This window comes from Pseudomonas sp. Z1-12 (genome assembly GCF_051132015.1).
Lineage (GTDB): Bacteria > Pseudomonadota > Gammaproteobacteria > Pseudomonadales > Pseudomonadaceae > Aquipseudomonas > Aquipseudomonas zanjanensis.
In genome coordinates this window covers 5,034,494-5,059,591 of sequence record NZ_CP071647.1, presented here as the reverse complement: position 1 = coordinate 5,059,591, position 25,098 = coordinate 5,034,494, and the positions used below count along the sequence as shown (strand labels likewise).

Sequence of the window (25,098 nt, the reverse complement as noted above, 5' to 3'; positions counted from 1 at the left end):
TTCGCGAGCAAGCTCGCTCCCACATTGGACCGAATCGCCTAGGCTGCATGCGGTCAAAGTGTGGGAGCAAGCTTGCTCGCGATAGCGGCAGTGGCCTAAGCGCTGACCTTGAGGCCGATCAATCCGGCGATAATCAACGCCACGCTGGCCAGGCGAACCAGCGCCATCGACTCACCAAACAAAATGATCCCGGCGATCACCGTGCCCACGGCACCGACCCCGGTCCAGATCGCATAGGCCGTCCCCAGCGGCAGTTCCTTCATCGCCAGGCCGAGCAGGCCGAGGCTGATCGCCATGGCGGCGATGGTCAGTGCGGTGGGAAGAGGGCGGCTGAAACCGTCGGTATATTTCAGACCGACAGCCCAGCCGACTTCGAACAGGCCGGCAAAAAACAGAATGATCCAGGACATCACGCACCTCATCGATGGGTGGGGTCGTCCCCGGATAGTGAACTCTTTGGAGTCGCGGGGTCGTCCCCGCATTGGGCGCAAGAGTGCCCAATGCTGACTGTTTGGTCAAGTCGCTCGGTCAGTCCGCCGCTCGGTCGGCAAGCAATTCACGGTCCTGTTTTTCACTCATGCGCCGGAAGTACGTCGAGAGCAGGGCTCCGGAAATATTGTGCCAGACGCTGAACAGCGCACTGGGCACCGCCGCCAGTGGCGAAAAGTGCGCGCTCGCCAGCGCCGCGCCGAGGCCGGAGTTCTGCATGCCGACTTCCAATGAAAGGGTTTTGCGCTGGGCTAACGGCAAGCCGAACAAGCGCCCGGTGAAGTACCCCAGCAGATAACCGAAGCTGTTGTGCAGCATCACAATGGCCATGATCAGCAGGCCGGATTCGGCGATCTTCGCCTGACTGGCCGCGACCACCGCCGCCACAATGATCACGATGCTCACCACGGATATCAGCGGCAGCACGTCTATGGCATGACGAACCCGGGCACCCAACAGGCGTTGGGCGACGATGCCCAGCGCGATCGGCACCAGCACGATTTGCAGGATCGACCAGAACAGCGCCGAGAACGACACCGGCAACCAGGCCGAGGCCAGCAGCCAGATCAGCGCAGGGGTCAGCAGCGGAGCAAGCAGGGTGGTGATAGCGGAAATCGCCACGGCCAAGGCCAAATCACCGCGAGCCAGCCAGGTCATGACGTTGGACGATGTGCCGCTCGGGCAGCAACCCACCAGGATGACGCCGACGGCGATCTCCGGCGGCAGGCTGAACACTTGGCAAAGCAGCCACGCCGTGCCGGGCATGATCACGAATTGGGCAACCACCCCCAGGGCTACGCGTCCCGGACGGCGGGCGACTTCGGCAAAGTCCTCCAGCTTCAATGCCAGGCCCATGCCGAACATCACCAGGCCCAGTAGCGGCACGATGGCGACTTTCAGGCCGACGAACCATTGCGGTTGCAGGAAAGCCAGTACCGCGAAAAACAGTACCCAGTAAGCGAAGGTATTGCCGACGAAGCGACTCAATGCAGCCAATGCGCGCATGACCTGATCCTTATTATTAAGAACACCGAATACTAATGTGGGAGCGAGCTTGCTCGCGATAGCGGAGTGTCAGTCAACATCTTGGTGGCTGTCATACCGCTATCGCGAGCAAGCTCGCTCCCACAAGGGTAACCCGTTGCTTTTTTAGATCCCCTGGGGAATCTCTTCACCACCCAACGCTTCCACCAGCGCCGGCAAGAACTCGCCGAACGTCAGCATCATCAGCGTGAAGCTGGCGTCCAGTTGGCCGAGGGCTTCGTCGCCGCCGTCCTGCTCTGCCTGGTCCTGCAACAGATCTTCGAATTTCAGGCGCTTGACCACCATCTTGTCGTCGAGCACGAAGGACAACTTGTCCTGCCAGGCCAGCGACAGTTGCGTCACCACCTTGCCGGTGTTCAGGTGCAGCTGGATTTCGTCGCTGGTCAGGTCCTGGCGCTTGCAACGCACGATGCCGCCGTCTTCGTGGGTGTCGCGCAGTTCGCATTCATCCAGCACGAAGAAGTCGTCCGCGGCTTTTTGGGTCTTGACCCAGTCGGTCATGGTCGCGGTCGGGGCCATCTTGACCGTCAGCGGGCGTACCGGCAGCGAGCCGATGACTTCGCGCAGAGTCGACAGCAGGTCTTCGGCGCGTTTCGGGCTGGCCGAGTTCACCAGGATCAGGCCCTGTTTCGGCGCGATGGCGGCAAAGGTGGACGAGCGACGGATGAACGCACGGGGCAGGAACGCCTGGATGATTTCATCCTTGAGCTGGTCCCGTTCCTTTTTATAGACCTTGCGCATTTGCTCGGCTTCGATCTCTTCGACCTTTTCCTTCAGGGCATCGCGCACGACGCTGCCTGGCAAGATGCGTTCTTCCTTGCGCGCGGCGATCAGCAGGAAGTCCTGGCTGATGTGCACCAGCGGCGCGTCTTCGCCTTTGCCAAACGGCGCGACGAAACCGTAAGTGGTCAACTCCTGGCTTGCACATGGACGCGCCAGTTTGCTGGCCAGTGCAGTTTCCAACGCCTCGGCATCAAAAGGCAGATCTTGGGTCAGGCGATAGATAAGCAGGTTTTTGAACCACATGGGGTGAGTCTCTCCTTTATGCAAAGGGGGGCATTATTCTCTTCGCGGCGCCATAGGCCAACCCTTCGCTAAGCCTTTGGAAGGCCTGAAAAAATTAATTTAAAAAGTGCTTGCCAGCTTAAAGAGTGCTCCGTAGAATGCGCGCCACACCGAAAGCGAAGGGTGATTAGCTCAGCTGGGAGAGCGTCTGCCTTACAAGCAGAATGTCGGCGGTTCGATCCCGTCATCACCCACCATTCGCTCAACGTGTTACGCGCAGCGGTAGTTCAGTCGGTTAGAATACCGGCCTGTCACGCCGGGGGTCGCGGGTTCGAGTCCCGTCCGCTGCGCCATATTCGGTAACCTGGAACACTGAACGCCAGGTCACCACGGAAAGCCCGCTAACGCGGGCTTTTTGCTGTTTGCAGTTCCCGCGGTGTGTGTTGCTCATGTTTTTTTGCTGAATTTGCTAATTAAATCAGCACGTTACAAAAAACTGTGAGAGAATGCGCCCCGCATCGAAAGTGAAGGGTGATTAGCTCAGCTGGGAGAGCGTCTGCCTTACAAGCAGAATGTCGGCGGTTCGATCCCGTCATCACCCACCAAACTTTCAATGTTACGCGCAGCGGTAGTTCAGTCGGTTAGAATACCGGCCTGTCACGCCGGGGGTCGCGGGTTCGAGTCCCGTCCGCTGCGCCATATTCGGTTACCTGGAATGCTGAACGCCAGGTAGCTACTAGAAACGACGCTTTTCCTTTACGAGGGAGAGCGTCGTTTTTTTTGTTCTCTTTTTTTTGTGTGTATCCGTTGCTGCAGTAACGGCGACTTAGGGTTCCGCCCTGGCGGCGGGTCACTTTGAAGAGCCCGGAAGCCGGCCCAGTCGAAAGTAACCAAAGCGCTCATGCCCACCACGGTTTCATAGTCGATGAAGATGTTGGATGGGCTGGCCTCATCGCGAGCAAGCTCGCTCCCACAGGTTTTGCGGTGCACACGGATTTTGCCTCTGCTGAAGATCCCCTGTGGGAGCGAGCTTGCTCGCGATAGCGGAACGGATATACACCCAACCCCCCGTCTACTGCTCAGCATTCCGCCGATGCCGATAATCGCTGACCGCCTCATACACCGCCTTACGCAACCGATTAATCCCCCCAATCGGCCGATGCGCCTCAATCCCAAACCAAGGATTGAACGACTGATTATCACAAGCCAGATTCAGCTTGGGCGTATCAAAATCCTGAGCCGGCACCTTAATGCGCGCCACGGTTTCGAATGGCGCATCACTTTCCTGCCATTCGATACTGGTGTCTTCGATCGGCATGTACTTGCTCGGATCCTGACGCTGGACCTGCAAGACAAAACACGCCGGCATCCGGTCTGTGGATAACTGCTGGTTCAGCGCGCTGCGCAAGAAATTCGGCAAATCCTGATTCTGCGGTGGCAGGGTATAGCTTGGACAGCTGTCCGGATCCGGCGCGACGCGAAACTTGGCGTTGGCCTCGCCAAACTTATAAGGCGATACCGAGAAATAAGTGGTCTGGGTCGGACTGGCCGGAGCCGGCGAGAGGGTCGCCAAAGCGATGAACAGATGCCGAATCTGCCAAGTACGCGGGTCCAGGCTCGGAAAAAAAGCCATCGCCTTCTTCCCGTCAGCCTGAGCGGCCACATTCTGACGGTACTCGGCGACATCGCTGACAAAGAAGTTCGGATGATTGAACATCACGAAATCCTGCTCGCCGAACGATTGCCGGTCCGCCAGCAATTGCTTGCCGGGCACGTTCAGCAGCTTGATCGCCATCCCCCGGGCATCGCGCAGGCTGTCGAATTGCGGATAAGCGTTACCGTTGGACAGGCGGATCGTGGCCTGCCAGGTCTTGCCCGGTTCGGCGAACACCCCCTGGCGCAACGGGGTAGGCAGGTCGCTCTGCACCTGGACCTCGGCCATGACGCAACCGTGCGCCTTGGCATGGGCATCACGCAGATAGCGTGTGCCTTCGCGGTGCTGATCGACGATGCGGATCGCAGTCTGGATGATGTCCTGGGTCATGGCGGCTTCGCCGGGTGCCACCTGTTCCTTGTCCGGGACAGGTCCCCTGTGTTGCCAGGCAAACCAGGCCGAGGACAGTGCCCAGCCGAGCAACCCGATGCCCAGCAGCCACAGGAGCGTCTTGCCCAAAAAGGCGCCGAGGCGCAGCCAGAGCGTGATCAACATGCCAACATCCTTTTACCGGTGGGGTTCATCATTACAGTTGCGACTCCAGTGGCCCGCCCAGCACTTTTAAATACTCCAGCAAGGCCCAGCGTTCCTGCGGTTGCAGCAGGCGGCCAATGACGCCGTTGCCGCGTTCGCCCGCGCGGAATTCATGGCCGCTGTTGTGATTGCCGGTAATCCGCGTATCGAAGTTAAAGCCGTTAGTGAAGGCTTCGGTGCGATAGCCCAAATGGCGTGGGTCGTATTCGAAGTTGCCTTTATAGAAGGTGGTCGCCCGCTCAGCCTGGGGGGACAACAGTTGGTAGATGGTCGGCACCGAGCCGTTGTGCAGGAACGGTGGCGTGGCCCAGACACCCGCCAAAGGCCGGGCCTTGTAGGCGCGCAATTCACGTACGCCGATGGGCAGGCCGAAACCGTCCAGGGCCGGGCGCTCGGCTGGGGTGACCCCGGCGTCACGGTAAGCGCGGTTTTCGACGAAGGCAGTGACGTAGGCCAAGCCTTTGGCGACCGAGAGTTGGCTCAGGTCCAGCGGCTCCGTCGGGGTCGGGTGCAATTGCACTTCCAGCTTCGCCAGTTCGGCCGGGTCCCATTGCAGGCTGGTCAGGTCGTAACGGTGATCGGCAATATTATTGGCAGTGCCCGGGTCGGTGCCGATCACTTTCACCGGCAGCATGTGCAACTGCTGTACCGGTCTGTCGGGCCCCTGGACCACTTTGGGCACATGGCAGCTGGCGCAGTTTTCAACGAACAGGGCCCGGCCCTTGGCGGCCAGCGGTTTATCGACCGCGCCCAGCAACGCTTCCGGCCACACGGGCGCCTTGAGCAGTTGCAGGGTCTCTTCGATCTTGTTCAAGTCGCGCACGCGCACGCTGGAGGGGTATCGCGCATCGCCCTGCAGCGGCTTGCCTTGGGCGTCGAAGAAATTCAGTGTGGCGCCGACTCCCAGCGCTTCACCGACGTTTCGGGCCATCGGTTGCTGGGCCGATCCGTTCCACTGCACCCAGTCGAAGGTCCACATTTCCCACAACTGTGGGTAGTCCACCGGCGCGTTGGCGACCCGGTAGTTTTCCGCCGAGATGGCGTCGCCGAAGCTGGCATTGGCGATGCGGCCGAAGGCGTCGGTACGGCCAGGGCCTTCTTCGGTGGGGTAGAGGCCGCGATGGGTATCGTTCCAGGCCACCCGCAGGAAGGTATCCAGGGAGTCCTTGAACGCCTTGCGCAGGTCCTCGTGGCGGGCATCGTAGTCCTTGCCCAGGACTTGGCGGGCGAAGCGTTCGAATTTCCAAGGGTTGTAGTACGTAGACGCCAGACTGGCGACTAATGCCTGTCCGAAACTGCCACCGCGTAGCGTAGGAACGCTGGAAGGCAGCACGTGCTGTGCCGAGCCGCCGTCGATCCGTATCGCCTGGCCCTTGAAGCGCAATTCGCCGGTGTGGCACGCAGCGCAGGTGATATCGAGGAATGGGTCGGCGCTGCCGGCGTTCTGGTGCCGGGTGAAACCCACCGGCAGATTGCCGGGATTCTCAGGAGTGGCTTTCTGGGCCGGATCGATCAGGAAGCCAAAGCGCGCCAGATACTCCGGCGATGCGAAGCGTTGTTGCGAAAACGGCAGTTCGAGGGCCGTGAACCAGTCGTAGCGCAGGCCTTTGACCTGGGTGCCCTGGGGCGTGAAGTAATAGGTCTGGCGTTCGGCGGCGCTCCATTGATCCAGGTAATGCACCTGTTGGATGGGCGTATAGAACGGCAGCCGGGGATTGGCGACGTAATAAAGCACCACGGCCACGACGACGATCAGCAGCGCGAGGAGCAGCAAGAGAATGCGAGAGAGGAGGCGCACGGTTACGTCCTTGTTTTTTTTGATATGCCCTTATGCCTCAGCGCTGCGCGGCGGGCAAGTGGCCAGTAGCCCCGTCCTGTGGGGGAGCGGCAATGTGTCCCTGTGCGTAACGGATGACAGATGCTTCATTTGCCTGGGATTAAAAAGCGTTTGCGGACCTGAACTTATCATCACTTTGCGGCTCACATGCCGGTAGCCATTGGTCGTGGCCGCCTGATAAGCTCGCGGCTTTACTCGATTGCCCTTTAGGCGCATGAACAAGGAAATAGCATGAAACAGCATCGGTTGGCGGCGGCGGTAGCCCTGGTTGGCCTGGTACTCGCGGGTTGCGACTCGCAGACCAGCGTAGAGCTGAAAACCCCGGCGCAGAAAGCTTCCTACGGTATCGGCCTGAACATGGGCAAAAGCCTGGCTCAGGAAGGTATGGATGACCTGGACTCCAAAGCAGTTGCCCAGGGCATCGAAGATGCCGTCGGCAAGAAAGAACAGAAGCTGAAAGACGAAGAACTGGTCGAAGCCTTTGCCGCGCTGCAAAAGCGTGCCGAAGAGCGTATGGCCAAGATGAGCGAAGAGTCGGCAGCCGCCGGCAAGAAATTCCTCGAAGAAAATGGCAAGAAAGCCGGTGTCACCACCACCGCTTCCGGCCTGCAGTACGAAGTGGTCAAGAAAGCCGATGGCGCGCAGCCTAAGCCGACCGACGTAGTGACCGTTCACTACACCGGCAAGCTGACCAATGGCACCGTGTTCGACAGCTCCGTCGAGCGTGGCAGTCCGATTGACCTGCCGGTCAGCGGCGTGATCCCAGGTTGGGTCGAAGGCCTGCAACTGATGCACGTCGGCGAGAAGTACAAGCTGTACATCCCGAGCGACCTGGCCTACGGCGCCCAGAGCCCGAGCCCGGCCATCCCGGCCAACTCGGTCCTGGTGTTCGACCTGGAGCTGCTGGCGATCAAGGATCCGGCAAAAGAAGACGCAGCCAAGTAACCGCGTCTGTTATAACGACAACGCCTCGCTTATGCGGGGCGTTGTTGCATCTGGGCGGCGGCAAGATGGCAAAAAACCGAACGCACGGCGCACGCTATAGTCATAGGCATTACAGGCGCTGTGCTAGACGCAGTCGGCTGGTCAAGTCAATGAAATATTGGGTTTTTTTATGTGAGTAAAAAACGCCCGATCTAAGCCGGGCCCTTATGGAACGGGGGCTTCAGCGGTGAAATGCAGCTCTGTTCACAAGGTTATCCACAATTTGTGTGGATAACATTTCAGTGGGAGAAAAAATGAAGGCCCCGTGGAATTTTGCGCGATTTCTGCCCTTGGCAGGCCGCCTGTTGGCCCGCGGTCGATTGCCGACATTGCTCTTCGCCGTCGCCAGCAAAGGTGCTCGGGAGGGCGGGCGGCTGGGCAAGCTCAAGGAGGACCTGCGCCTGTTGCAGGCCTTGTGCCTGGCCTACTGGCGCGGCGAATACCGCGCGGTCAGCGCCAAGTCGATGCTGTCGATAGTGGCGGGGCTCATGTACTTCCTCAGCCCCTTGGACGCCATTCCAGACCTATTGCCCATGTTTGGCATGTTCGACGACATCGCGGTGCTGGCATGGATCATGAAAACCCTCGACGTAGAACTGGAGGCATTCCGCGCCTGGCGTTATCGACAGTCACCCGAGACGCTGGCCAAAGTCGAAAGGCTTCCCGACACTCCGGAACAACTCCAGCTCCAAGGTCAGAAAAAACCCTGATCCCCTGAGAGTGCATCACCCCGCGACCTTAGCCGGCATTTAGGATTACACTTCCAAGGAAAAAGGCTGACTCGCTAAGTGTTGTTGTCCTACGGGGTAGACATGGATATTCAAATAATCGCACGTGACGGAGAGCCCGAGTACGCGGTTTTGCCGTGGGATCAGTACCAAGCGTTGTTGAAAGCAGCAGGTGTCAATCAAGCTCCGCCGCGGGAAGCGACAGTCCGTCACGCGGCAGCACCCGACCAGGTTCTCCCTGGCCTGGATCAATTACGCAGTTTGCGCGAAGGGAAGGGCATCGCCATTGAGGCGTTGGCTCGCACGGTAGGTATCAGTCCGTCTTATCTGGCCTTGATCGAGAGCGGCGAGCGACAGCCCGATGCCGCGATTCGGCGCAGTCTGGCCTGGGAGTTGACGGTGCCGGGTTGGAGGGAAGAATCGTGAGCGTACGCATCAGTCGGCAGCATTGGGATGGGTTGTTGGGTGAATTGGACCAGGCGCGGCGCCAGCGCCATTTATTGACTTACCGCGCCTTGCTGGAGCGCTTGCAACTCCCCAGCCCGGCCATGCAGACCTTGACCGCGGCCCTTGAACATCTGGCGGCGCTGGACGCCCGGGCAGAACAGCCGCTGCGCAGTTCCCTGGTGATCAGCCAGGGCGCGAGCCGGTTGCCCCGTACGGGGTTCTTCGAGTGCGTAGAACGCCTGGGCCGCTTTTCCGGGCCTTCCGATGGGGTGGCCGCCGCTTCCTGGCACGCTTCGGAAGTGGTCCGGGTGTTTGAATACGAATACCCCGAGTCGGCGGAGGCCTGAGTGCTCTGGCGACTCAAGGCGCGGCTCGGTTATTGGCTGGCGCGTCGGTTGTTTCACTGGCCCTGGTTCATCCGCCAGCCACGTGGCTGGGCCTGGCTCGAGGGCCAGTTCTCGCGCATGGCCAACCTGGGCGATGTCGGTGCGCAAAGTTTCTACGGGCACATCCTCACCTTTCGCGGCCAAGGGCTGGGTGCCCGTGAAGAAGGGGTTCGCCTGCTGCGCCTGGCGGCACTGGCCGGTGATGGCAAGGCCGCCTACCAAGTCGGCGTGATCAGCCTGGCCGGTACCACCAACAAGGCGCCGGACCCGCTCGAAGCGGCACGCTGGTGGACCTTGGCGGCGAAAGCCGGGCATCCGTTGGCCGAAATCAAGCTCAAGGCCCTCGAAGCCCGCGACCCTTAGCGTTATCCACAGGCTATTCGTGGTGCAGCTGGGCGAATTTAGCGAATCGCCCTACATCCTTTGTCCGGTTCCCCTGACTTAATTCCCCCGCCATCCCCGGCACAGTCTCGCGCTCCTTGAGTGCTGCGAGACATTGCCCATGTTCGACCGTTTTTTCCTGCCGGCCCTTGAGCGAGCCCTGTCCTGATGGAGCAGGTTAGCCGTATCGAGCAGGAACTCGACAGTTTCAAAGATACCTTGTCGGTCTACCGCGAGCAGCTTGAGCGCTGGTACAGCCGGGCGGCGGACCGGGCCAGCCACGCGGCCGACTTGCCCTCGCTGATGGGCATGGAGCGGCTGATCCGCTTCGGCGACAGCACCACTGCCGTCGGCACCCGTGACGATGATTTTCTCTCCACGGTCGTCCAGTGCCCCCAGGGCGGCGTGATGACGATCGAGAGCAAGTTCGAGTCGGTGTACGACATCCCCTTGGGCGACATCGTGGTGGATGTGGTGGCGGTGGAGGGCGGCGAGGTTACGCCGGTCACTCTGGACGCCCAGGGCCTGGGGACCTTCACAGGGGAGGCGGGCAAGTCCTATCGGGTTCACGTTCAGGGCGAGGTGCCCGCCAAGCAAATAGAGAACTTGTTTTCTTCCTACGATGGCTTGGCCGGTGACCTGACGGACTGGCTACGCGGCGAGTGGCAAGGTTTCAAGCCGCGATGGGCGCAGCAGTCCTTGGCGACGTCGGCGGCTGCGCTGGGGAACGGGTTGCTCGCTGGCAGTTGGGCGGCGATCGAGGGGGTGTGGGACAGCATCAGTCTGCTGTCAGACATTCTCAAGGACCCAGGTCAGTTTGTTGGGCGGTTGGGAGACAGCGCTGACCAGTTGAAGAAACTGGCGCGCGACACACCACTGGTGATGGCGAAGCTGCAATTGCTGGCCAGCGACGAAGCGGCGCTGTGCCTGTTGGTGCGCACCGCCAGTCTCTGGCTGGACATGCTGCCACCCAGCGAAGTCGCCGGCGAAACCGCCAAAGCGCTCTCCACCGTGGTGGTGCAACTGGTAATCGACTTGCTGATCGGCGTGATCTTGACCTTTGCGGGGGCGGGGGCTGGGATCGCCTATCTATCGATGCGGTTGGCCAGGCATGGTGCAAGCCTGCTGAACGCCGTGCAGCGTTTCGTCAAGGCGATCTTCGCGGTCGTCAATGGCTTCATGACCTACGTGGACCGCTACAAGACCGTGGCGGCACGCGGCATTGCGTCGGGGATAAAAAAAGGTCGGATGCAACTGCGCTGGGATGCGCAGCGCAATACCACGCTGAAAAAACACGAACATCACGACGACGCCCCCGTCCAATCGAAAAACCCCAACGGCGACAGCGCCGACACCGCCGCCCAGACCCAGACCAGCGGCTGCCCGGTGTCGATGGTCACCGGCGAAGAGCTGCTGACCCTCGACGATGGCACCCTCGATGGCCGATTGCCGTTCGTTTTCACCCGTTTGTACCGGACCAGCGCCGCCGACCTGGACATCGGCCTCGGGCGCGGCTGGAGCCATGCCCTGGCCCATCGCCTGGAACTCGACGGCGAACAGCTCACCTGGGTCGACCAGGAAAACCGTCGCACGCTCTTTCCATTGCCCACCACCCAGCGCCCGTCGATCCACAACAGCCTGGCCCGCGCAGCAATTTACCTGGGGGCCGAGCCGGACGAACTGATCGTCGCCCAACCGGGGGAAAACGCCCCGTTCCTGCATTTTCGAGACGGCCACCTGATCGCCCTCAGCGACCGCTACGACAACCGCCTGACCCTCCAGCGCAACATCCACGGCGACGTCTGCCGTTTGGACAACGGTGCCGGGCGTTCCCTGCGCCTGCGCTACGAACAGCGCCACCTGATCGCCGTCGACTACCAGAGCTTCCACCCGGCCATCACCCTCGACGAAGCCTGGCGGACCGAGCAGACGCTGGTGTCCTACCGCTACGACGGACGTTTCCGACTGATCGAAGCGATCAATGCCGCCGGAGAAAGCGAACGCTACGACTACGACGACCAGCACGTCATCCTCCAGCGGCAATTGGCCGGCGGGGCGAGTTTTTATTGGGAGTGGCAGGGCGTCGGGCCAGCGTCCCGTTGCGTACGGCATTGGGCCTCGTTTGCGCAGATGGACAGCCGCTACACCTGGGGCGAGGACGGCAGCGTCACGGTCCGGCACCTGGATGGCAGCCAGGAAGTGTATGTCCACGATGACCGGGCGCGGCTGGTGGGCAAGGTCGAGCCCGACGGCGGTGAACACCTCAAGGCCTATGACGAACAGGGCCGATTGATCGCCGAACAGGACCCGCTGGGGGCGGTCCGTGAATACCGTTACGACGACGTCGGACGGCTGCTGGCGTTGATTCCGCCGGACGAGGCACCGACGTCCTACGAATACCGCAACGGTTTCCTGCACAGCCGTTCCCGTGGCAAGGCCGTATGGACCTACCGGCGCAATGACCACGGCGATGTGATCGCCAGCATCGATCCCGACGGCCAGCGTACGGAATATGCCTACGACGCCCATGGGCAACTGCTGGCGAAGTATGACCCGGACGGCGGCGAACATCGCTTCACCTGGAGTCGCCTGGGCCAACTGACCGAAGAGATCCTGCCCGATGGCAGTCGTCGGTGTTTTTCCTACGATGCCTTGGGACGTTTGCTCAGCCGCCGGGACGAACACGGCGCCCTCACGCACTACCAATGGGACGCCGTCGGCCGACTGCTGCAAGTGACCCTGCCCACCGGCGCCATCCGGGCCTGGAGCTACAACGCCTACGGCAAGGTCATTGCCGAGCGCGACGAGCAGGGCCGCACCACCCGCTACGAATACGCCGATGACCTGCACCTGGTCAGCCGTCGCCTGAACCCCGACGGCAGCGAGCTGAAGTACCGCTACGACTCGGCGCGGCTGTTGCTGACCGAGATCGAGAACGAGTCCGGCGAACAATATCAGCTGGACTACACGCCCAACGGCTTGATCCGACAGCAAGTCGGCTTCGACGGCCAACGCACTGCCTACGCCTACGACCTCAGCGGCCATCTGCTGGAGAAAACCGAGCACGGCGAGGACGGCTCGCAATGGGTCACCCGCTACCAGCGCGACGCGGCCGGGCGGCTGCAACTCAAGACCTTGCCCGACGGCCAGGCCATCGAGTACCGCTACGACGAACTGGGCCGGCTGGTCTACGTCGACGACGGCAGCGACCATCCGCTGGCCTTCGAATACGACGCCCAGGATCGGCTGGTCTGCGAACACCAGGGCTGGGGCACCCTGCGTTATCGCTACGATGCCTGCGGGCGCCTCAACCACCTGCGCCTGCCGGACGACAGCCAACTCGACTACCACCACGCCCCAGGCGGCGCGCTGACCGCCATCGACCTCAACGGCGCACGCCTGACCGAACACCGCTTTGATGGCAGCCGCGAACGACAGCGCCAGCAAGGTCAGTTGCTCAGCGACTACAGGTACGACGAACAGGGCCGCCTCAAGGCCCAGACCGTGTGGCAGAACCCACAACAGCAACTGCTCTGGCGCGACTATACCTACAGCCCCAAGGGCAACCTGCAAACCCTTTCCGACCACCGAAGCCGCCGCAGCTACCAGTACGATTCTCTAGATCGCCTGACCCGCATCGACTTTTCCCACAGCGAGCCGCCGGAACACTTCAGCCACGACCCGGCCGGCAACCTGCTGATGCAGGACCGCCCCGGCCCGACCACCCTCAAGGGCAACCGCCTGCTGAAAGAGGGCGACCGCCACTACGACTACGACGCCTTTGGCAACCTGATCCGCGAACGCCGCGGCGAGGCTCTGGTCAGTGCCTACCGCTACGACAGCCAACACCGCCTGATCGGCATCACCACGGCCGACGGCTGCGAAACCTCCTACCGCTACGACGCCTTCGGCCGACGCATCAGCAAGACCGTGGACGGCCTGACCACGGAATTTTTTTGGCAGGGTGACCAGCTCGTCGCCGAAAACAGCCCGCGCCATCACCGCAGCTATGTCTACGAACCCGGCACCTTCCGCCCGCTGGCGATGCTCGACGGCGAAGGCCCCGACGCGCGCCCGTTCTATTACCACCTCGACCACCTGGGCACGCCCCAGGAACTGACCAACCCCAACGGCCAGATCGTCTGGTCGGCGCGCTACAACGGCTACGGCAAAGTCACCGCACTCACGCATGGCGACGGCGAACAGCTTGAACAACCGCTGCGCTTCCAGGGCCAATACTTCGACCCCGAAAGCGGCCTGCACTACAACCGCCACCGCTACTACAATCCCGAGACTGGCCGCTATTTGACACCTGACCCGAGCAAGTTGGTGGGTGGGCTCAATGGGTACCGGTACACCCTGAACCCGACGGGGTGGGTGGATCCGTTGGGGTTGGAAGGTTGCCCGGGCGACGGATGTAGAAAGCCTGTCGTCGGTAAGCAAGACCCGACGGCCAAGCTTGGGGTGGATGAGGGTGAGCCGGCGCTGCCGATGACGGCAGAGCAGCGGCGGGCCAGAATTCAGGAGCTTTCTGAAGAAAACGCTAAGCGACGAGTTGTGGAAGTGGAAGAAAAATACGATATGCATACCATAGACAAACATGGTCCCCACATTCCCGATATCGTGCTTAGGCAACGAGCAATAGACGGAACAGATCCAGTAAGCGGGGCTCCGGGTAGATTAAATAAAAGTTCTCAGTTTAGAAGTTGGAAGATGCAATTGCATGCTCTAAATGAGGCCTTAACAAGAAAGGCAAGAGGGTTGCCCGCCCACACGGGCTTCGATAGAGCGGGAAATCCCATCCTCAGAATTGAGATGCCCGGCGCCGGTCGTGGTTATAAACCCAATAGAAGGGATAGTCAAAATCCAATACTAAATGAAAATATGAATGGGGCAGAGATAAAATTCGATAAAGAGCAAGTGGATAGGCCTTTTACTGCATTTCCTATTGACTAACGAATGTATGGGGAGAAGTTATGTTGAAAGCTCCATTTACTGAGCTGCCATATGAGCCAACCGTTGTCATGTTTTTGGCAGGACTTGAGACTGAATATAATGATCGCGAATTCAAAGAAGAGTTATTGAAGCTTGATCCAAATAGCAAGATGGGTCGGGTGGAAATAATAAAAAAATATATTATCAAGGGGCAAGAGTATTTGTCATACAGGCATAAGTTTTTACTTGTTAAAAAGTTGGAGGGTGCATTAGCAAATAAAAATTATGATTTTTCTTCCGCTTTTGAATATGACTACGAGACGGATGAGCCATCACCTTCACCTTGGTCAGCATCGGAAATTGATACGCCTCGTAGCTTTTTTGAGGATGTTTTTAATGTGGCGAATGATGCTTGGAGAGCTGACATTTTGAGGGCCGCTATGGAGGACCCTTCGACGTGGTGATATTGGATAAACTTCTAAATTCGTCTGTAGTGAAATGCGCTCTAATAAATAAGAAAGATGCTTAAACACCCTTTCCTAAAAGAGAATTTTTTTCCTGATCTCATGTGGTTTATTGGGCAATTTGACGTATATGATCGTGAAGAGACTCGTGGGGCGATGCTGGTAATTTACAATCCTGACGATGAGCACGATAGGCGAGAACTCATTCGTAAGTATGGGCTGGATCTGGAGTGCTTGTCTTATAGGCATAGATATGTGCTGTTGTCCTTTCTTAAGGAAAAACTCAATGATCCGACTTTTGATTTTCAAAGCTTGTTTGACATAGAAGAAGACTGTGCTGGTAGCTGGCCTCGTGGGGAGTGGTATAGCTTGAAAAGTCCAAAAGGTTTTTTTAAAGATGTTTACATGTTAGCAAAAGAGAAATGGAAGGAAGATCTCCAAGAAGCTGCTCTGGAAGATCCATCCAGTTGGTAAGTTTTGAGGGGTGTCGCCTGCGGGCTAATGGGTAGATTATTTCGAGAACAGCACACTAGAACGTGTTACGACAGGCCGAAACCCTGGGACTGGAGAAATCGAAATTATAATAGGGGTCGTAGGGAGGGCTGCCGAAAACTCCTTCAGCGGCGACACGCTTCGTAAGTCATAGAGATAAATTGAACGTGATATATAAGCCGACACGCGTTTTTAGGCGCAATGATTTGTTTGAAAGTACTGAGTCGATCGATTCTTGGGGAAAGGTCGGAGAGGGTATAAGAGAGACGGCTGCATATGGTCGTCCATTTGTAATATTGAATAAAAATGATCCAGTAACTGCATGTGCAGGTCAAAAAAATGAAACAAAAACCAAGCATGATGCCCTTGGTAGGGTTGTTGTTTGTGTTTAATATTGAGAATGCCCGCAACGAAGAGCGGGAGGAGCTGATAGTTTCAAAAAATATAAATGTCGATGCTGAACTCTCTGAGTTGTTTGATATCTTGCTTAGACCGGAGTTTTTGAGTTATCCGCCCAGCGCGCAGGAAAAATATATTGAAATAATTAGCTATTATCTGAAGGCTGGCGACACCTTTGATAATTTGTTTGAAGATATGGATACGTATTTTGATCAGGCGATTCATGATCGGCGACACTTTATGGAAATATTGCTGGGCTGCCTCGGGCACTATTACTCAGAGGGGAGGTTTATAATTTAATTGGGGGAAATATTCGAAAGGTAACTAGGCATGGATGAGATGAAGCGCTCAATTGAGGTAGAGCATTTACAGGTGGGATTAAGTGCGGCTTGGATATGATTTGCATGATGTCTGGGGGTTGTTGTTTGTTTTCAGTATTGAAAATACTCATGACGTGGCGCGTGAGGAAATAATAACTTCAAAAAATGTAAATGATGATGAGGAGTTGGGTCAACTATTTGATTTTTTGATTCGTCCGGAATTTTTATTTCACAGTCCAAAGGATAAAATTTTGTTGATTAATACTCTCGGCTATTTCCTAGAAAACGGTGATAGCTTTGATAGGGTTTTTTTGAATTTGGATGCGTATTTTGATGATGATGTTAATGATCAGCGCCAATTTATGCGAGTCCTGTTGGCTTCTTTGATGATATATCAAGCGGAGAGTTGATCGTTCCCACGCTCTGCGGGGGGAATGCATCTCGCAGATGCTTTGCGTCACCTTCCAGAAGCGAAAAGCCCTGGCGGCGTTCCCCCGCAGGAGCGAGGGAATGATCGTATAGGAAGCAATGAAATGATCGATCCAAGCACCGGCCAGCCATATATACCCACGCCTGCATATTTTTTGGGTTGTTTTGATATATATGATCGAGAAGAAACGCTAGGGGAAGAGCTTGAAAAATATGACCCCAACAGCCCAGCGGATCGAGAGATATTAATCTTAAACTACTCGCTGTCTAAAAAATGGAAAATAACGTACAGGCAAAAATTTGCATTGTATAAAAGTTTAGAAGAAGCGTTGCAAGACAGCGATTATGATTTTCAGACTTTACTAGAACATGATTGTCAGGAGTGCTCATCGCTACCCAATGGGTGGGACGCAATGGACGATCCAAGAATTTTTTTTGAAGATATTTACAGACTGGCGAGTGAGCTATGGGCGGATGATCTTCGCAAAGCTGAATCTGAGGACAGATCTACTTGGGATTATATATAGCAGAATTGCCGATAAGGGGATTTGTCTCAAAGGTGAAGATATGATCGTTCCTACTGCACCACCAAACCGCTTTTGTGGCGAGGGAGCTTGCTCCCGCTGGGCTGCGAAGCAGCCCCAAAAACAACCCACTCGGTCAGTCAGACACACCGAGGCGTCGGTCAGAAGAGGGGGCTGCTGCGCAGCCCAGCGGGAGCAAGCTCCCTCGCCACAGGGTTAGCGCCAGGCGTTCGGGCCAATGCGGGACTCACTTACACCGACAACCCCAACTCCACCACAACCTCCCGCTCTGCCAACCCCTCCACCAAATACACACTCCCTCCCAAAATCTCCTTGGCATGGTGCTTGGCCTGCGAAGCCAGTTCCGCCAACTGGCTGGCATCCAACGCCCCACAAGCCTCGGCACGCAAGTGCACCACGCCAATCGACAATGACAACAACGCAAACTCCTGCCGAATCCCCTGCCGATTCAACGCCGTAAAACACCCCGCCTCCAAATGCTCGGGGCGGTAGAAGCGCCGGCAGTGGGTCTGGAAGTCGCTGAGCAGTTGGTCCAGGCGCTTGCGCCAGTCTTCCGGGCCGAGAACCAGCAGGAAGTCGTCGCCGCCGATGTGGCCGACGAAGTCGCGGCTGGGGTCGATGCGTTCGTTCAGGCATTGGGCCAGGCACAGCAGGACTTCGTCGCCGCGACCGTAGCCGTAGATGTCGTTGAAGGGTTTGAAGCTGTCGATGTCGACGTAGCAGATCACCGACTCCTGCCGTTGTTGCAGCAGGCGGGTGAGGCATTGCTGGATCGGCACGTTGCCCGGCAGCAGGGTCAGCGGGTTGGCGTAGCGGGCCTGTTGGATTTTCAGTTCGGTGATGAGTTTGAGCACGTCGATCACCCGGCCCAGGCCCAGGTAGCCGCCGTTGAGGGTGATGATGAAATCTTCTTCGATGCGTTGCCGGGCACGGCTGGTGATCAGGCGGCTGACTTGTTGCAGCGACTGGTTCAACTCCACCGCCAGGAAGTCATCGCTCATCAGCCGACTGATGGGCTTGCGGGCGAACAGGTCGGTGGCAAAGGGCTTGAGCAAGGCGTCCGAGAGTGAATGGCGATGGACGATGCCACAGGGCTGATTCTGATTGTCCAGCACCGCCAGGGAGTTGAGATTGGCCTGGCGCCGGAACGCTTCCAGCACGGAGGCTGTCGGCGTGTCGTGCGCCACCGCCGGCTGTTCGTTGAGCAGGGCACCGAGGTCGTTGACCTCATCATTCAGCGCCACCACGCCGCTGTCCTGCCGGGGCATCAGCGCCCTGGCATCGCGGGACGGTTGTTCCTGGGGGCGGGCCAGCAGATAGCCCTGGACCAGGTCGACGCCCATTTCGATCAGCACCGCCAGTTCTTCCGGCAGTTCGATGCCCTCGGCAATCACCTGGGCGCGGGAAGCCCGGGCGATTTTCAGGATCGAGCCGACGAACTCGCGCTTGAGGGCGTCCTGATGAATGCCGTCGATGAAGTGCCGGTCGATCTTCACATAGTCGGGGCGCAATTCGGACCACAGCCGCAGGCTCGAATAACCGGCACCGAGGTCGTCCAAGGCAATCGAGAAACCCATCGCCCGGTAATGATGCAGGGCGGTTTGCAAGAGCTGGAAGTCATCGATGGGGGTCTGTTCGGTCAGTTCGATCACCACCTGGCTGGGGGCGATGCCGAAGTCTTGCAGCAATTGCAGCGTGCGTCCCGTCTGGTGCGCGGATTCCAGCAGGGATTCGGGCGAAACGTTGAGAAACAGCTTGCCCGGCAGCTTTTGCTCATTGAAGCGTTGGCAGGCGCTGCGGCGGCAGGCCAGTTCCAGCTCGCTAAGGCGTCCGGCTTGGCGCGCTACCGAAAGCAATGCGATAGGGGAGTGCAGCGGGCTGTTGGAAGGGCCGCGGGTCAAGGCTTCATAGCCCACGATGCGCCGTTCGGAAAGGCAGATGATCGGTTGGAACAGGCTGTGCAAACCGCTTTGAGCCAGGATCGAACTCAAGGCACTCAGCTGTTCTGTCGTGGTCATGGCAATCTCTGGCGATAAAAAAAGGACCGGGTGCGAGGCACCCAGTCCTGTATTTCACGACAGACTGATGTCAGTTTGATGACACTCCGACGAGCATCACCATTAAATGGCCATCATCTTAGTGCTTGGCGATCGCCGTGTTGAGTTTCAGGTAATCCAGCAGGATCCGTCCGGTCTCGCTCAGGTAGGCGTCGTCTTCCGGCTTGGTTTTCTCCGGCTCGGTGATCAGGTCTTCGTCCTCTTTCTTCAGCTCTTTGAGCGGTTCTTCGCCCTTGGCCTTGCGACGCAGGTTTTCCATGGCCAGTTGCTTGGCCTCGATGTCGGCATGCTGCGCGCGACGGTCGGCTTCGTTGAGGGTGACGGTTTTTTCCATCATCAACTTCTGCGCCAGGGCCAGCTTGTCGCGGATAAACACGAACTCCGCGTCCTGGGACGAGCGCGCGTCATGGTCCGACTTGAGTTGGGCCAGGAACGGCTTGAACGGGTCCACGGCCGGTTTGATCGCCGGCCGGATGGTGTCCCACGGCATGGCTTCGGGCAGGGCGCTTTCACCGATTTCCTTGGTGTCGATGATCGACGGGTAATCAATGTCAGGCAGCACGCCTTGGTGCTGGGTGCTCTGGCCGGACACCCGGTAGAACTTCGCCAGGGTCAGTTTCAGCTCGCCGTGGTTGAGCGGCTGGATGGTCTGCACGGTGCCTTTGCCGAAGGTCTGGCCGCCGATGATCAGCGCACGGTGATAGTCCTGCATGGCGCCGGCGAAAATCTCCGAGGCCGACGCCGACAGGCGATTGACCAGCAAGGCCATCGGCCCCTTGTAGAACGCGCCCGGATTTTCGTCTTCCAGCACATCCACTCGGCCATCGGCGTTGCGCACGAGCACGGTCGGGCCCTTGTCGATGAACAGGCTGGTCAGCTCGGTGGCTTCCTGCAGGGAGCCGCCGCCGTTGTTGCGCAAGTCGATGACCACGCCGTCGACTTTTTCCTTTTGCAGTTCGGTCAGCAGTTTCTTGACGTCGCGGGTGGTGCTCTTGTAGTTCGGATCCCCGGCGCGGAAGGCCTTGAAGTCCAGGTAGAAAGCCGGGATCTCGATGATGCCGAGCTTGTAGTCCTTGCCGTCCTGCTTGAGGTTGAGGACCGATTTCTTCGCCGCCTGTTCTTCCAGCTTCACCGCTTCGCGGGTGATGGCCACGATCTTGCTGGTCTGGTCATTCGGCGCATTGCTGGCCGGGATGACTTCCAGGCGCACCACCGAGCCTTTCGGGCCACGGATCAGCTTGACCACTTCGTCCAGGCGCCAGCCGACCACGTCGACCATTTCCTTGTTGCCTTGGGCGACACCGATGATCTTGTCTGCCGGGCTGACCTGCTTGGTCTTGTCCGCCGGGCCTGCCGGGACAAGGCGCACGATTTTCACCTGGTCGTTGTCGCTCTGCAGCACCGCACCGATGCCTTCCAGGGACAGGCTCATGTTGATGTCGAAGTTTTCCGCGTTATCCGGCGACAGATAATTGGTGTGCGGGTCGTAGGACATGGCGAAGGTATTGATGTACGCCTGGAAAATATCCTCGGCGCGGGTCTGGTCCAGGCGCGCCAACTGGTTCTTGTAGCGCTTGGTCAGGGTCTCCTGGATCTGCTTGGAGTCCTTGCCGGCGATCTTCATGCGCAGCACTTCGTCCTTGACGCGCTTGCGCCACAGGTCATCGAGTTCGGCCGTGCTTTTGAGCCAAGGGGCGTCCTTGCGGTCGACTTGCAAGGTTTCCTTGGCATTGAAGTCGATTTTGTCGACGCCTTTGTTCAGTTCGGCCAGGGTGTAGTCCAGGCGCGCCTTCACGCGGTCCAGGTAACGCTTGTAGATGGTGAACCCGGCGTTCAGGTCGCCGCTCTTGAGGAAATCGTCGAACTGGGTTTTCCACTTGTCGAATTCGGCGATGTCGCTGGCCAGGAAGTAACTGCGCGATGGATCGAGCAGCTTCAGGTAGCTGTCATAGATGATGACCGAGCGCGCGTCATCGAGCGGTGGCTTGCTGTAGTGATGGCGCTTGAGCAATTCGACGACGTTAAGGCTGGCAATCACTTCATCGCGGTCGGGCTGAAGCTTGTCCCAGCTGTTGGCCGCGAACGTATCGTTCGACAACGGTAACAGGCCGAGGCCAATGACGAGCGCGAGGGCGGTGCTGGGGAACAGGTGCTTCATGCTGATTCGACGCAGGGACAATTGATAACGCATATTAGGCCGTCTTTGAAGTCGCCGGTTCCATGTGGCCCGGGCGCATAATGCAAGAAAGCCCGGCGTTGAAGCAGCGGGCCCAGTCGAGACTCACTATGGAGGCACCGTGAAAGCATTGCAAGGCGTTGAAGGCCAAGTGGTATGGGCTGATGAGCCAAGTCCGGCGTGTGATGTCGGGCAAGTTCGCATCCGTGTGGCGGCCGCCGGCCTGAATCGGGCCGACTTGTTGCAAAAAGCCGGGCTTTACCCGCCGCCACCCGGCGCCAGCCAAGTGTTGGGGTTGGAGTGTTCCGGGGTGATCAGCGAGGTGGGGCCGGGCTCGTCCTGGCAGGTGGGCGACCGCGTTTGCGCGTTGCTGGCTGGCGGCGGGATGGCCGAGGAAGTGGTGGTCGATGGCCGGCATGTGCTGCCGGTGCCGGAGGGCTTGTCACTGGCTGAAGCGGCCGCGCTGCCTGAGGTCTACAGCACCGCGTGGCTGAATCTGTTCCAGTTGGCGGCGCTCAAACCGGGCGAGAAAGTGCTGTTGCACGCCGGCGCCAGCGGCGTCGGCTCGGCCGCGATCCAGTTGTGCAAGGCCTTTGGCAACCCCTGCTGGGTCAGTGTCGGGTCGGCCGAACGGCTGGCCTATTGCGAGGCCTTGGGCGCCCAGGGCGGTGTAATTCGCACCGATGGCCTGGAGAGTCTGAACGACCTTGGCCCCTTCGACGTGATCCTCGATCCGGTGGGCGGCAGCTACGCCAAACTCAACGTGAAACTTTTGTCAGTTGACGGCCGCTGGGTGTTGATCGGCCTGATGGGCGGGCGCACGACCGAACTCGATCTGGCACAGGTGCTGGGCAAGCGTATCCAACTGCTCGGCTCGACCTTGCGCAGTCGCGACGAGCAGTTCAAGGCCGACCTGATCAGCGAACTGGGGCAACAAGTGTGGCCGCTGTTTGCCGACAAACGCCTGAGCCCGCAACTGGCGCGGACCTTCGCGATCAAGGATGCCGAGGCGGCGTTTGCCGAGCTGGCGACCAACCAGGTGTCCGGAAAGTTGGTGCTGCTGATCGATGAAAGCCTGAGCTGATTTCGACCCTGTGGGAGCGAGCTTGCTCGCGATAGCGATGTGACAGTCAATGACGTTGTTGAATGATCGACCGCCATCGCGAGCAAGCTCGCTCCCACAGGTTTGTTTATTTGCAGGGGCGCCTACTGTGCACCTTCGGTCGGCAGCCCGTATCCGATGCGCGCGTCCTGCTAGCGTTAACTAATGGGGATGGGGTAACCGCAGCTTTCATTTCACCCGTGGGGTGAAGAGGTTGATCATGGCCATCGCCGAATGGCGCATGCAGGGCGTCGAATTCATTGCCTGCAACTGCAATTGGGGCTGCCCCTGCCAGTTCAATGCGCCACCGACCCACGGCCACTGCCAGGCGGTGGCGTCGATGCGAGTGGAACACGGGTATTTCAATCAGGTGGCGCTGGACGGCTTGTGTTGGGCAGCCACTTTCGCTTGGCCGGGCGCCATCCACGAGGGCAACGGCAGTTGTCAGGTGTTCATCGATGAACGTGCCGACGAGGCGCAACGCCAGGCCCTGCTGACGATCCTTTCTGGACTGGAGAGCGACCCTGGGGCCAACGTGTTCCAGGTGTTCAGCAGCACCATGACTAAAGCGTTCGATCCGCTGTTCGTGCCCATCACCCTATCCATCGATGTCGACCAGCGCTTGGCGCACCTGGACATTCCAGGCGTGTTGCAGGCCAGCGGCGAGCCGATCCGCAGCCCGATCGACGGCTCACCGCATCGCGTCCGCCTGTCCCTGCCCGAGGGCTTCGAGTTCCATGAGGCCGAAGTCGCCAGCGGCAGCTACCAGACGCATTCAGCCCTCAAGCTGCAATCCCAGGGCAGTCACAGCCACCTCGCCCACGTGCACTTCACCGGCCACGGCATAGAGCCGTAGCGATGGCAGAACCCCAGGCGGCGACCCCGGGCAAGCGGCTGACAGGCGAGCAGTGGCTCCTGCTGCTCTGCCTGCTCGGGCTGACCGCCCTGGCCTGGCTGACACTGCTGCGCATGGCCCGCGACATGAGTGCGCCGGGCGGCATGGCGGATGCGGCTATGGCCGGCATGATCATGCCCTGGAGCCCGGCCGATGCGCTGCTGATGTTCGCCATGTGGACGGTGATGATGATCGGCATGATGCTGCCCAGCGCCCTGCCCATGTTGCTGATCTACCAGCAGATGCTGCGCAAGCGCATGCCGACACCGCAGCGACACCTGGCCCTGCTGCTGTTCTGCAGTGCCTATGGCCTGGTCTGGGCCGGCTTCGCCCTCGGCGCCACGGCGCTGCAATGGGCGCTTGAGCAGCTCGCGTTGCTCAGCCCGGGAATGCGCACCACCAGTACCGCGCTGGGCGCCGGCCTGTTGCTGGTCGCTGGGGTCTATCAGTGGCTGCCAGGCAAGACGGCCTGCCTTGAGCATTGTCGCGGGCCGCTGCATTTTCTTCTCGGCTACTGGCGCCCCGACGTACTCGGCGGCTGGCGCATGGGCCTGGCCCATGGCGCTTACTGCCTGGGCTGCTGCTGGGCCCTGATGGGCCTGCTGTTCGTGGTCGGGGTGATGAACCTGCTTTGGGTGGCAGTGATCGGTGCCTTCATCCTGCTGGAAAAAAACTTGTCCCAGGGACGCTGGCTCAGTCGTCTCTGCGGTGTGTTGTTGCTCGGCTGGGGCTTGTGGCTGCTGCTGGGCAACAGGCCCTGGTAGAACCAGGTTGAACCTGAACCTGTGGGAGCGAGCTTGCTCGCGATGGCGGTGTGTCAGCTAAATCAATGCCGGCTGACCTACCGCCATCGCGAGCAAGCTCGCTCCCACGAGTCCTGTATTCGCAAGCCTGGATCGCCCCCGTGGCGAGGGAGCTTGCTCCCGCTGGGTGGCGCAGCCGCCCCAATCGGGACGACGCAACTATCCAGGTAGACCGCGTAAGCCGGTTTACGACTGCTACGCAGCCGAGCGGGAGCAAGCTCCCTCGCCACAGGGGCCGGAGTTTTGTTCCCGTCCGGTATTTATTTCCAGGTATGAATCGGCCAGCCGGCCGATTCGGCATGGGCCTTCAATACCGGGTCGGGGTTCACCACGTGCGGGTGATCGACCTTGAGCAACAGCGGCAAGTCATTGCGCGAGTCGGAATAAAAACTCGCGCCTTCCAGGTTCTCTTCCTCGGCATCCAGCCAGTCCAGCAGCCGGGCGATCTTGCCTTCGCGGTAGGTCAGGGTGCCGACGGTCTGGCCGCTGTACACCCCATGGGCCACTTCCAGTTCGATGGCCAGGATTTCGTCGATGCCCAGGCGTTCGGCAATCGGCTTGACCAGGTGTGTGCCCGAGGCCGAGATCACCAGGATCCGGTCACCGGCCTTGCGGTGTTCGGCGATGGCCTTGGTGGCGTCGCTGAAGATGATCGGCTCGATGAAATCTTCCACCCACGGCGCCACCAGATGTTCGATTTCCTCGGGCGTGCGGCCGATCATCGGCTCCAGGCTGAAGTCCATGTACGTTTCCATGCTCAACTTGCCGTGGCTGTAGGCATCCATCAGCTCGTTGTTGCGCCGCATGAACGACTCGGGATCGACCCAGCCCAGGCGGCCCATTTGCTCACTCCAAAGGGTGGCGCAGTCGCCGTGGATCAGGGTTTCGTCCAAATCAAAAATTGCCAGGGCCATCAGCACGTCTTCCTTCTT

Annotated in this window: 22 protein-coding genes and 4 tRNA genes; 18 read left to right on the top strand and 8 right to left on the bottom strand. The window is 59.2% G+C overall.

Features of this window, described 5'->3' with window-relative positions:
• Positions 1 to 95: 95 nt before the first annotated feature.
• From sugE to rdgC, 3 genes are all read right to left on the bottom strand, one after another.
• Positions 96 to 410 carry a quaternary ammonium compound efflux SMR transporter SugE gene (sugE, locus tag J3P85_RS21910; RefSeq protein ID WP_039594604.1) on the bottom strand — a complete coding sequence of 105 codons (315 nt, stop codon included), beginning with the start codon at positions 408 to 410 and terminating at the stop codon, positions 96 to 98.
• Positions 411 to 528: 118 nt separating this feature from the next.
• On the bottom strand, positions 529 to 1,494 hold the full coding sequence (locus tag J3P85_RS21905) for a bile acid:sodium symporter family protein (RefSeq protein ID WP_434703476.1): 966 nt from the start codon (positions 1,492 to 1,494) through the stop codon (positions 529 to 531).
• A gap of 144 nt (positions 1,495 to 1,638) precedes the next feature.
• Positions 1,639 to 2,559: a recombination-associated protein RdgC gene (gene rdgC, locus J3P85_RS21900; RefSeq protein WP_003179064.1), complete on the bottom strand. Its 921-nt coding sequence runs from the start codon at positions 2,557 to 2,559 to the stop codon at positions 1,639 to 1,641.
• Positions 2,560 to 2,719: 160 nt separating this feature from the next.
• Between rdgC and J3P85_RS21895 the strand changes: the two genes are divergently transcribed.
• The 4 genes from J3P85_RS21895 to J3P85_RS21880 all read left to right on the top strand — a co-directional run bounded on the left by J3P85_RS21895 (position 2,720) and on the right by J3P85_RS21880 (position 3,237).
• Positions 2,720 to 2,795, top strand: a tRNA-Val gene (locus J3P85_RS21895).
• A gap of 19 nt (positions 2,796 to 2,814) precedes the next feature.
• Positions 2,815 to 2,891: transfer RNA gene (locus tag J3P85_RS21890), tRNA-Asp, on the top strand.
• Between the two features lie 176 nt (positions 2,892 to 3,067).
• Positions 3,068 to 3,143, top strand: a tRNA-Val gene (locus J3P85_RS21885).
• Positions 3,144 to 3,160: 17 nt separating this feature from the next.
• A tRNA-Asp gene (locus J3P85_RS21880) sits at positions 3,161 to 3,237 on the top strand.
• A 373-nt stretch (positions 3,238 to 3,610) separates the two neighbouring features.
• On the opposite strand, the gene J3P85_RS21875 is transcribed toward J3P85_RS21880, so the two are convergent.
• Positions 3,611 to 4,747: a catalase family protein gene (locus J3P85_RS21875; RefSeq protein WP_434574634.1), complete on the bottom strand. Its 1,137-nt coding sequence runs from the start codon at positions 4,745 to 4,747 to the stop codon at positions 3,611 to 3,613.
• A gap of 31 nt (positions 4,748 to 4,778) precedes the next feature.
• The gene (locus J3P85_RS21870) at positions 4,779 to 6,584 is read right to left on the bottom strand and encodes a di-heme-cytochrome C peroxidase (protein WP_434703475.1); all 1,806 of its coding nucleotides are present in this window, start codon (positions 6,582 to 6,584) and stop codon (positions 4,779 to 4,781) included.
• Positions 6,585 to 6,854: 270 nt separating this feature from the next.
• Here J3P85_RS21870 and J3P85_RS21865 point away from each other — a divergent pair, with 270 nt between their 5' ends.
• The 11 genes from J3P85_RS21865 to J3P85_RS21815 all read left to right on the top strand — a co-directional run bounded on the left by J3P85_RS21865 (position 6,855) and on the right by J3P85_RS21815 (position 17,115).
• On the top strand, positions 6,855 to 7,568 hold the full coding sequence (locus J3P85_RS21865) for an FKBP-type peptidyl-prolyl cis-trans isomerase (protein ID WP_030142016.1): 714 nt from the start codon (positions 6,855 to 6,857) through the stop codon (positions 7,566 to 7,568).
• A 293-nt stretch (positions 7,569 to 7,861) separates the two neighbouring features.
• Complete coding sequence (locus J3P85_RS21860; RefSeq protein WP_186709871.1) at positions 7,862 to 8,317, top strand: YkvA family protein; 456 nt, start codon at positions 7,862 to 7,864, stop codon at positions 8,315 to 8,317.
• A 102-nt stretch (positions 8,318 to 8,419) separates the two neighbouring features.
• A complete protein-coding gene (locus tag J3P85_RS21855; protein WP_434703473.1) occupies positions 8,420 to 8,761 on the top strand; it encodes a helix-turn-helix domain-containing protein in 342 nt (113 codons plus the stop codon).
• Positions 8,758 to 9,129 carry a hypothetical protein gene (locus J3P85_RS21850; protein ID WP_003179080.1) on the top strand — a complete coding sequence of 124 codons (372 nt, stop codon included), beginning with the start codon at positions 8,758 to 8,760 and terminating at the stop codon, positions 9,127 to 9,129. Before J3P85_RS21855 ends, J3P85_RS21850 begins: the two co-directional genes overlap by 4 nt.
• Positions 9,130 to 9,531, top strand: coding sequence for a sel1 repeat family protein (locus J3P85_RS21845; protein ID WP_434703472.1), 402 nt, complete (start codon positions 9,130 to 9,132; stop codon positions 9,529 to 9,531).
• Positions 9,532 to 9,717: 186 nt separating this feature from the next.
• Positions 9,718 to 14,505: an RHS repeat-associated core domain-containing protein gene (locus J3P85_RS21840; protein ID WP_434703471.1), complete on the top strand. Its 4,788-nt coding sequence runs from the start codon at positions 9,718 to 9,720 to the stop codon at positions 14,503 to 14,505.
• A 20-nt stretch (positions 14,506 to 14,525) separates the two neighbouring features.
• Complete coding sequence (locus J3P85_RS21835; protein WP_434703469.1) at positions 14,526 to 14,948, top strand: hypothetical protein; 423 nt, start codon at positions 14,526 to 14,528, stop codon at positions 14,946 to 14,948.
• A 57-nt stretch (positions 14,949 to 15,005) separates the two neighbouring features.
• Positions 15,006 to 15,422: a hypothetical protein gene (locus J3P85_RS21830; protein ID WP_434703468.1), complete on the top strand. Its 417-nt coding sequence runs from the start codon at positions 15,006 to 15,008 to the stop codon at positions 15,420 to 15,422.
• 357 nt (positions 15,423 to 15,779) lie between these two features.
• Positions 15,780 to 16,139 carry a hypothetical protein gene (locus J3P85_RS21825; protein WP_434703467.1) on the top strand — a complete coding sequence of 120 codons (360 nt, stop codon included), beginning with the start codon at positions 15,780 to 15,782 and terminating at the stop codon, positions 16,137 to 16,139.
• Positions 16,140 to 16,221: 82 nt separating this feature from the next.
• Entirely contained in the window at positions 16,222 to 16,569 is a 348-nt protein-coding gene (locus J3P85_RS21820; RefSeq protein WP_434703466.1) for a hypothetical protein, read from the top strand.
• Positions 16,570 to 16,593: 24 nt separating this feature from the next.
• On the top strand, positions 16,594 to 17,115 hold the full coding sequence (locus J3P85_RS21815; protein ID WP_434703465.1) for a hypothetical protein: 522 nt from the start codon (positions 16,594 to 16,596) through the stop codon (positions 17,113 to 17,115).
• A 248-nt stretch (positions 17,116 to 17,363) separates the two neighbouring features.
• Here the strand turns inward: J3P85_RS21815 and J3P85_RS21810 are convergent, their stop codons facing one another.
• Positions 17,364 to 19,151, bottom strand: a complete 1,788-nt coding sequence (locus tag J3P85_RS21810) for a bifunctional diguanylate cyclase/phosphodiesterase (protein WP_434703464.1) — start codon at positions 19,149 to 19,151, stop codon at positions 17,364 to 17,366.
• A 118-nt stretch (positions 19,152 to 19,269) separates the two neighbouring features.
• Positions 19,270 to 21,348 (bottom strand): carboxy terminal-processing peptidase, encoded by a 2,079-nt coding sequence (locus J3P85_RS21805; RefSeq protein WP_186710148.1) that lies wholly within the window; start codon positions 21,346 to 21,348, stop codon positions 19,270 to 19,272.
• A gap of 139 nt (positions 21,349 to 21,487) precedes the next feature.
• Here J3P85_RS21805 and J3P85_RS21800 point away from each other — a divergent pair, with 139 nt between their 5' ends.
• The 3 genes from J3P85_RS21800 to J3P85_RS21790 all read left to right on the top strand — a co-directional run bounded on the left by J3P85_RS21800 (position 21,488) and on the right by J3P85_RS21790 (position 24,127).
• Complete coding sequence (locus tag J3P85_RS21800) at positions 21,488 to 22,450, top strand: zinc-binding dehydrogenase (RefSeq protein WP_434703462.1); 963 nt, start codon at positions 21,488 to 21,490, stop codon at positions 22,448 to 22,450.
• Between the two features lie 238 nt (positions 22,451 to 22,688).
• Entirely contained in the window at positions 22,689 to 23,324 is a 636-nt protein-coding gene (locus tag J3P85_RS21795; RefSeq protein ID WP_434703461.1) for a DUF1326 domain-containing protein, read from the top strand.
• A 2-nt stretch (positions 23,325 to 23,326) separates the two neighbouring features.
• Positions 23,327 to 24,127 (top strand): DUF2182 domain-containing protein, encoded by an 801-nt coding sequence (locus J3P85_RS21790; RefSeq protein ID WP_434703460.1) that lies wholly within the window; start codon positions 23,327 to 23,329, stop codon positions 24,125 to 24,127.
• Between the two features lie 299 nt (positions 24,128 to 24,426).
• Here J3P85_RS21790 and J3P85_RS21785 read toward each other — a convergent pair whose 3' ends face one another.
• The gene (locus J3P85_RS21785) at positions 24,427 to 25,080 is read right to left on the bottom strand and encodes an HAD family hydrolase (RefSeq protein WP_186710133.1); all 654 of its coding nucleotides are present in this window, start codon (positions 25,078 to 25,080) and stop codon (positions 24,427 to 24,429) included.
• Positions 25,081 to 25,098 lie beyond the last annotated feature (18 nt).

Coding starts and splice junctions, on each gene's coding strand:
- J3P85_RS21790 (WP_434703460.1), top strand. CDS start 23,327: ATGGCAGAACCCCAGGCGGCGACCCCGGGCAAGCGGCTGACAGGCGAG.
- J3P85_RS21830 (WP_434703468.1), top strand. CDS start 15,006: ATGCTTAAACACCCTTTCCTAAAAGAGAATTTTTTTCCTGATCTCATG.
- rdgC (WP_003179064.1), bottom strand. CDS start 2,559: ATGTGGTTCAAAAACCTGCTTATCTATCGCCTGACCCAAGATCTGCCT.
- J3P85_RS21815 (WP_434703465.1), top strand. CDS start 16,594: ATGCATCTCGCAGATGCTTTGCGTCACCTTCCAGAAGCGAAAAGCCCT.
- J3P85_RS21810 (WP_434703464.1), bottom strand. CDS start 19,151: ATGACCACGACAGAACAGCTGAGTGCCTTGAGTTCGATCCTGGCTCAA.
- J3P85_RS21825 (WP_434703467.1), top strand. CDS start 15,780: ATGAAACAAAAACCAAGCATGATGCCCTTGGTAGGGTTGTTGTTTGTG.
- J3P85_RS21860 (WP_186709871.1), top strand. CDS start 7,862: ATGAAGGCCCCGTGGAATTTTGCGCGATTTCTGCCCTTGGCAGGCCGC.
- J3P85_RS21865 (WP_030142016.1), top strand. CDS start 6,855: ATGAAACAGCATCGGTTGGCGGCGGCGGTAGCCCTGGTTGGCCTGGTA.
- J3P85_RS21835 (WP_434703469.1), top strand. CDS start 14,526: ATGTTGAAAGCTCCATTTACTGAGCTGCCATATGAGCCAACCGTTGTC.
- J3P85_RS21840 (WP_434703471.1), top strand. CDS start 9,718: ATGGAGCAGGTTAGCCGTATCGAGCAGGAACTCGACAGTTTCAAAGAT.
- J3P85_RS21795 (WP_434703461.1), top strand. CDS start 22,689: ATGGCCATCGCCGAATGGCGCATGCAGGGCGTCGAATTCATTGCCTGC.
- J3P85_RS21905 (WP_434703476.1), bottom strand. CDS start 1,494: ATGCGCGCATTGGCTGCATTGAGTCGCTTCGTCGGCAATACCTTCGCT.
- J3P85_RS21785 (WP_186710133.1), bottom strand. CDS start 25,080: ATGGCCCTGGCAATTTTTGATTTGGACGAAACCCTGATCCACGGCGAC.
- J3P85_RS21805 (WP_186710148.1), bottom strand. CDS start 21,348: ATGAAGCACCTGTTCCCCAGCACCGCCCTCGCGCTCGTCATTGGCCTC.
- J3P85_RS21855 (WP_434703473.1), top strand. CDS start 8,420: ATGGATATTCAAATAATCGCACGTGACGGAGAGCCCGAGTACGCGGTT.
- J3P85_RS21875 (WP_434574634.1), bottom strand. CDS start 4,747: ATGTTGATCACGCTCTGGCTGCGCCTCGGCGCCTTTTTGGGCAAGACG.
- sugE (WP_039594604.1), bottom strand. CDS start 410: ATGTCCTGGATCATTCTGTTTTTTGCCGGCCTGTTCGAAGTCGGCTGG.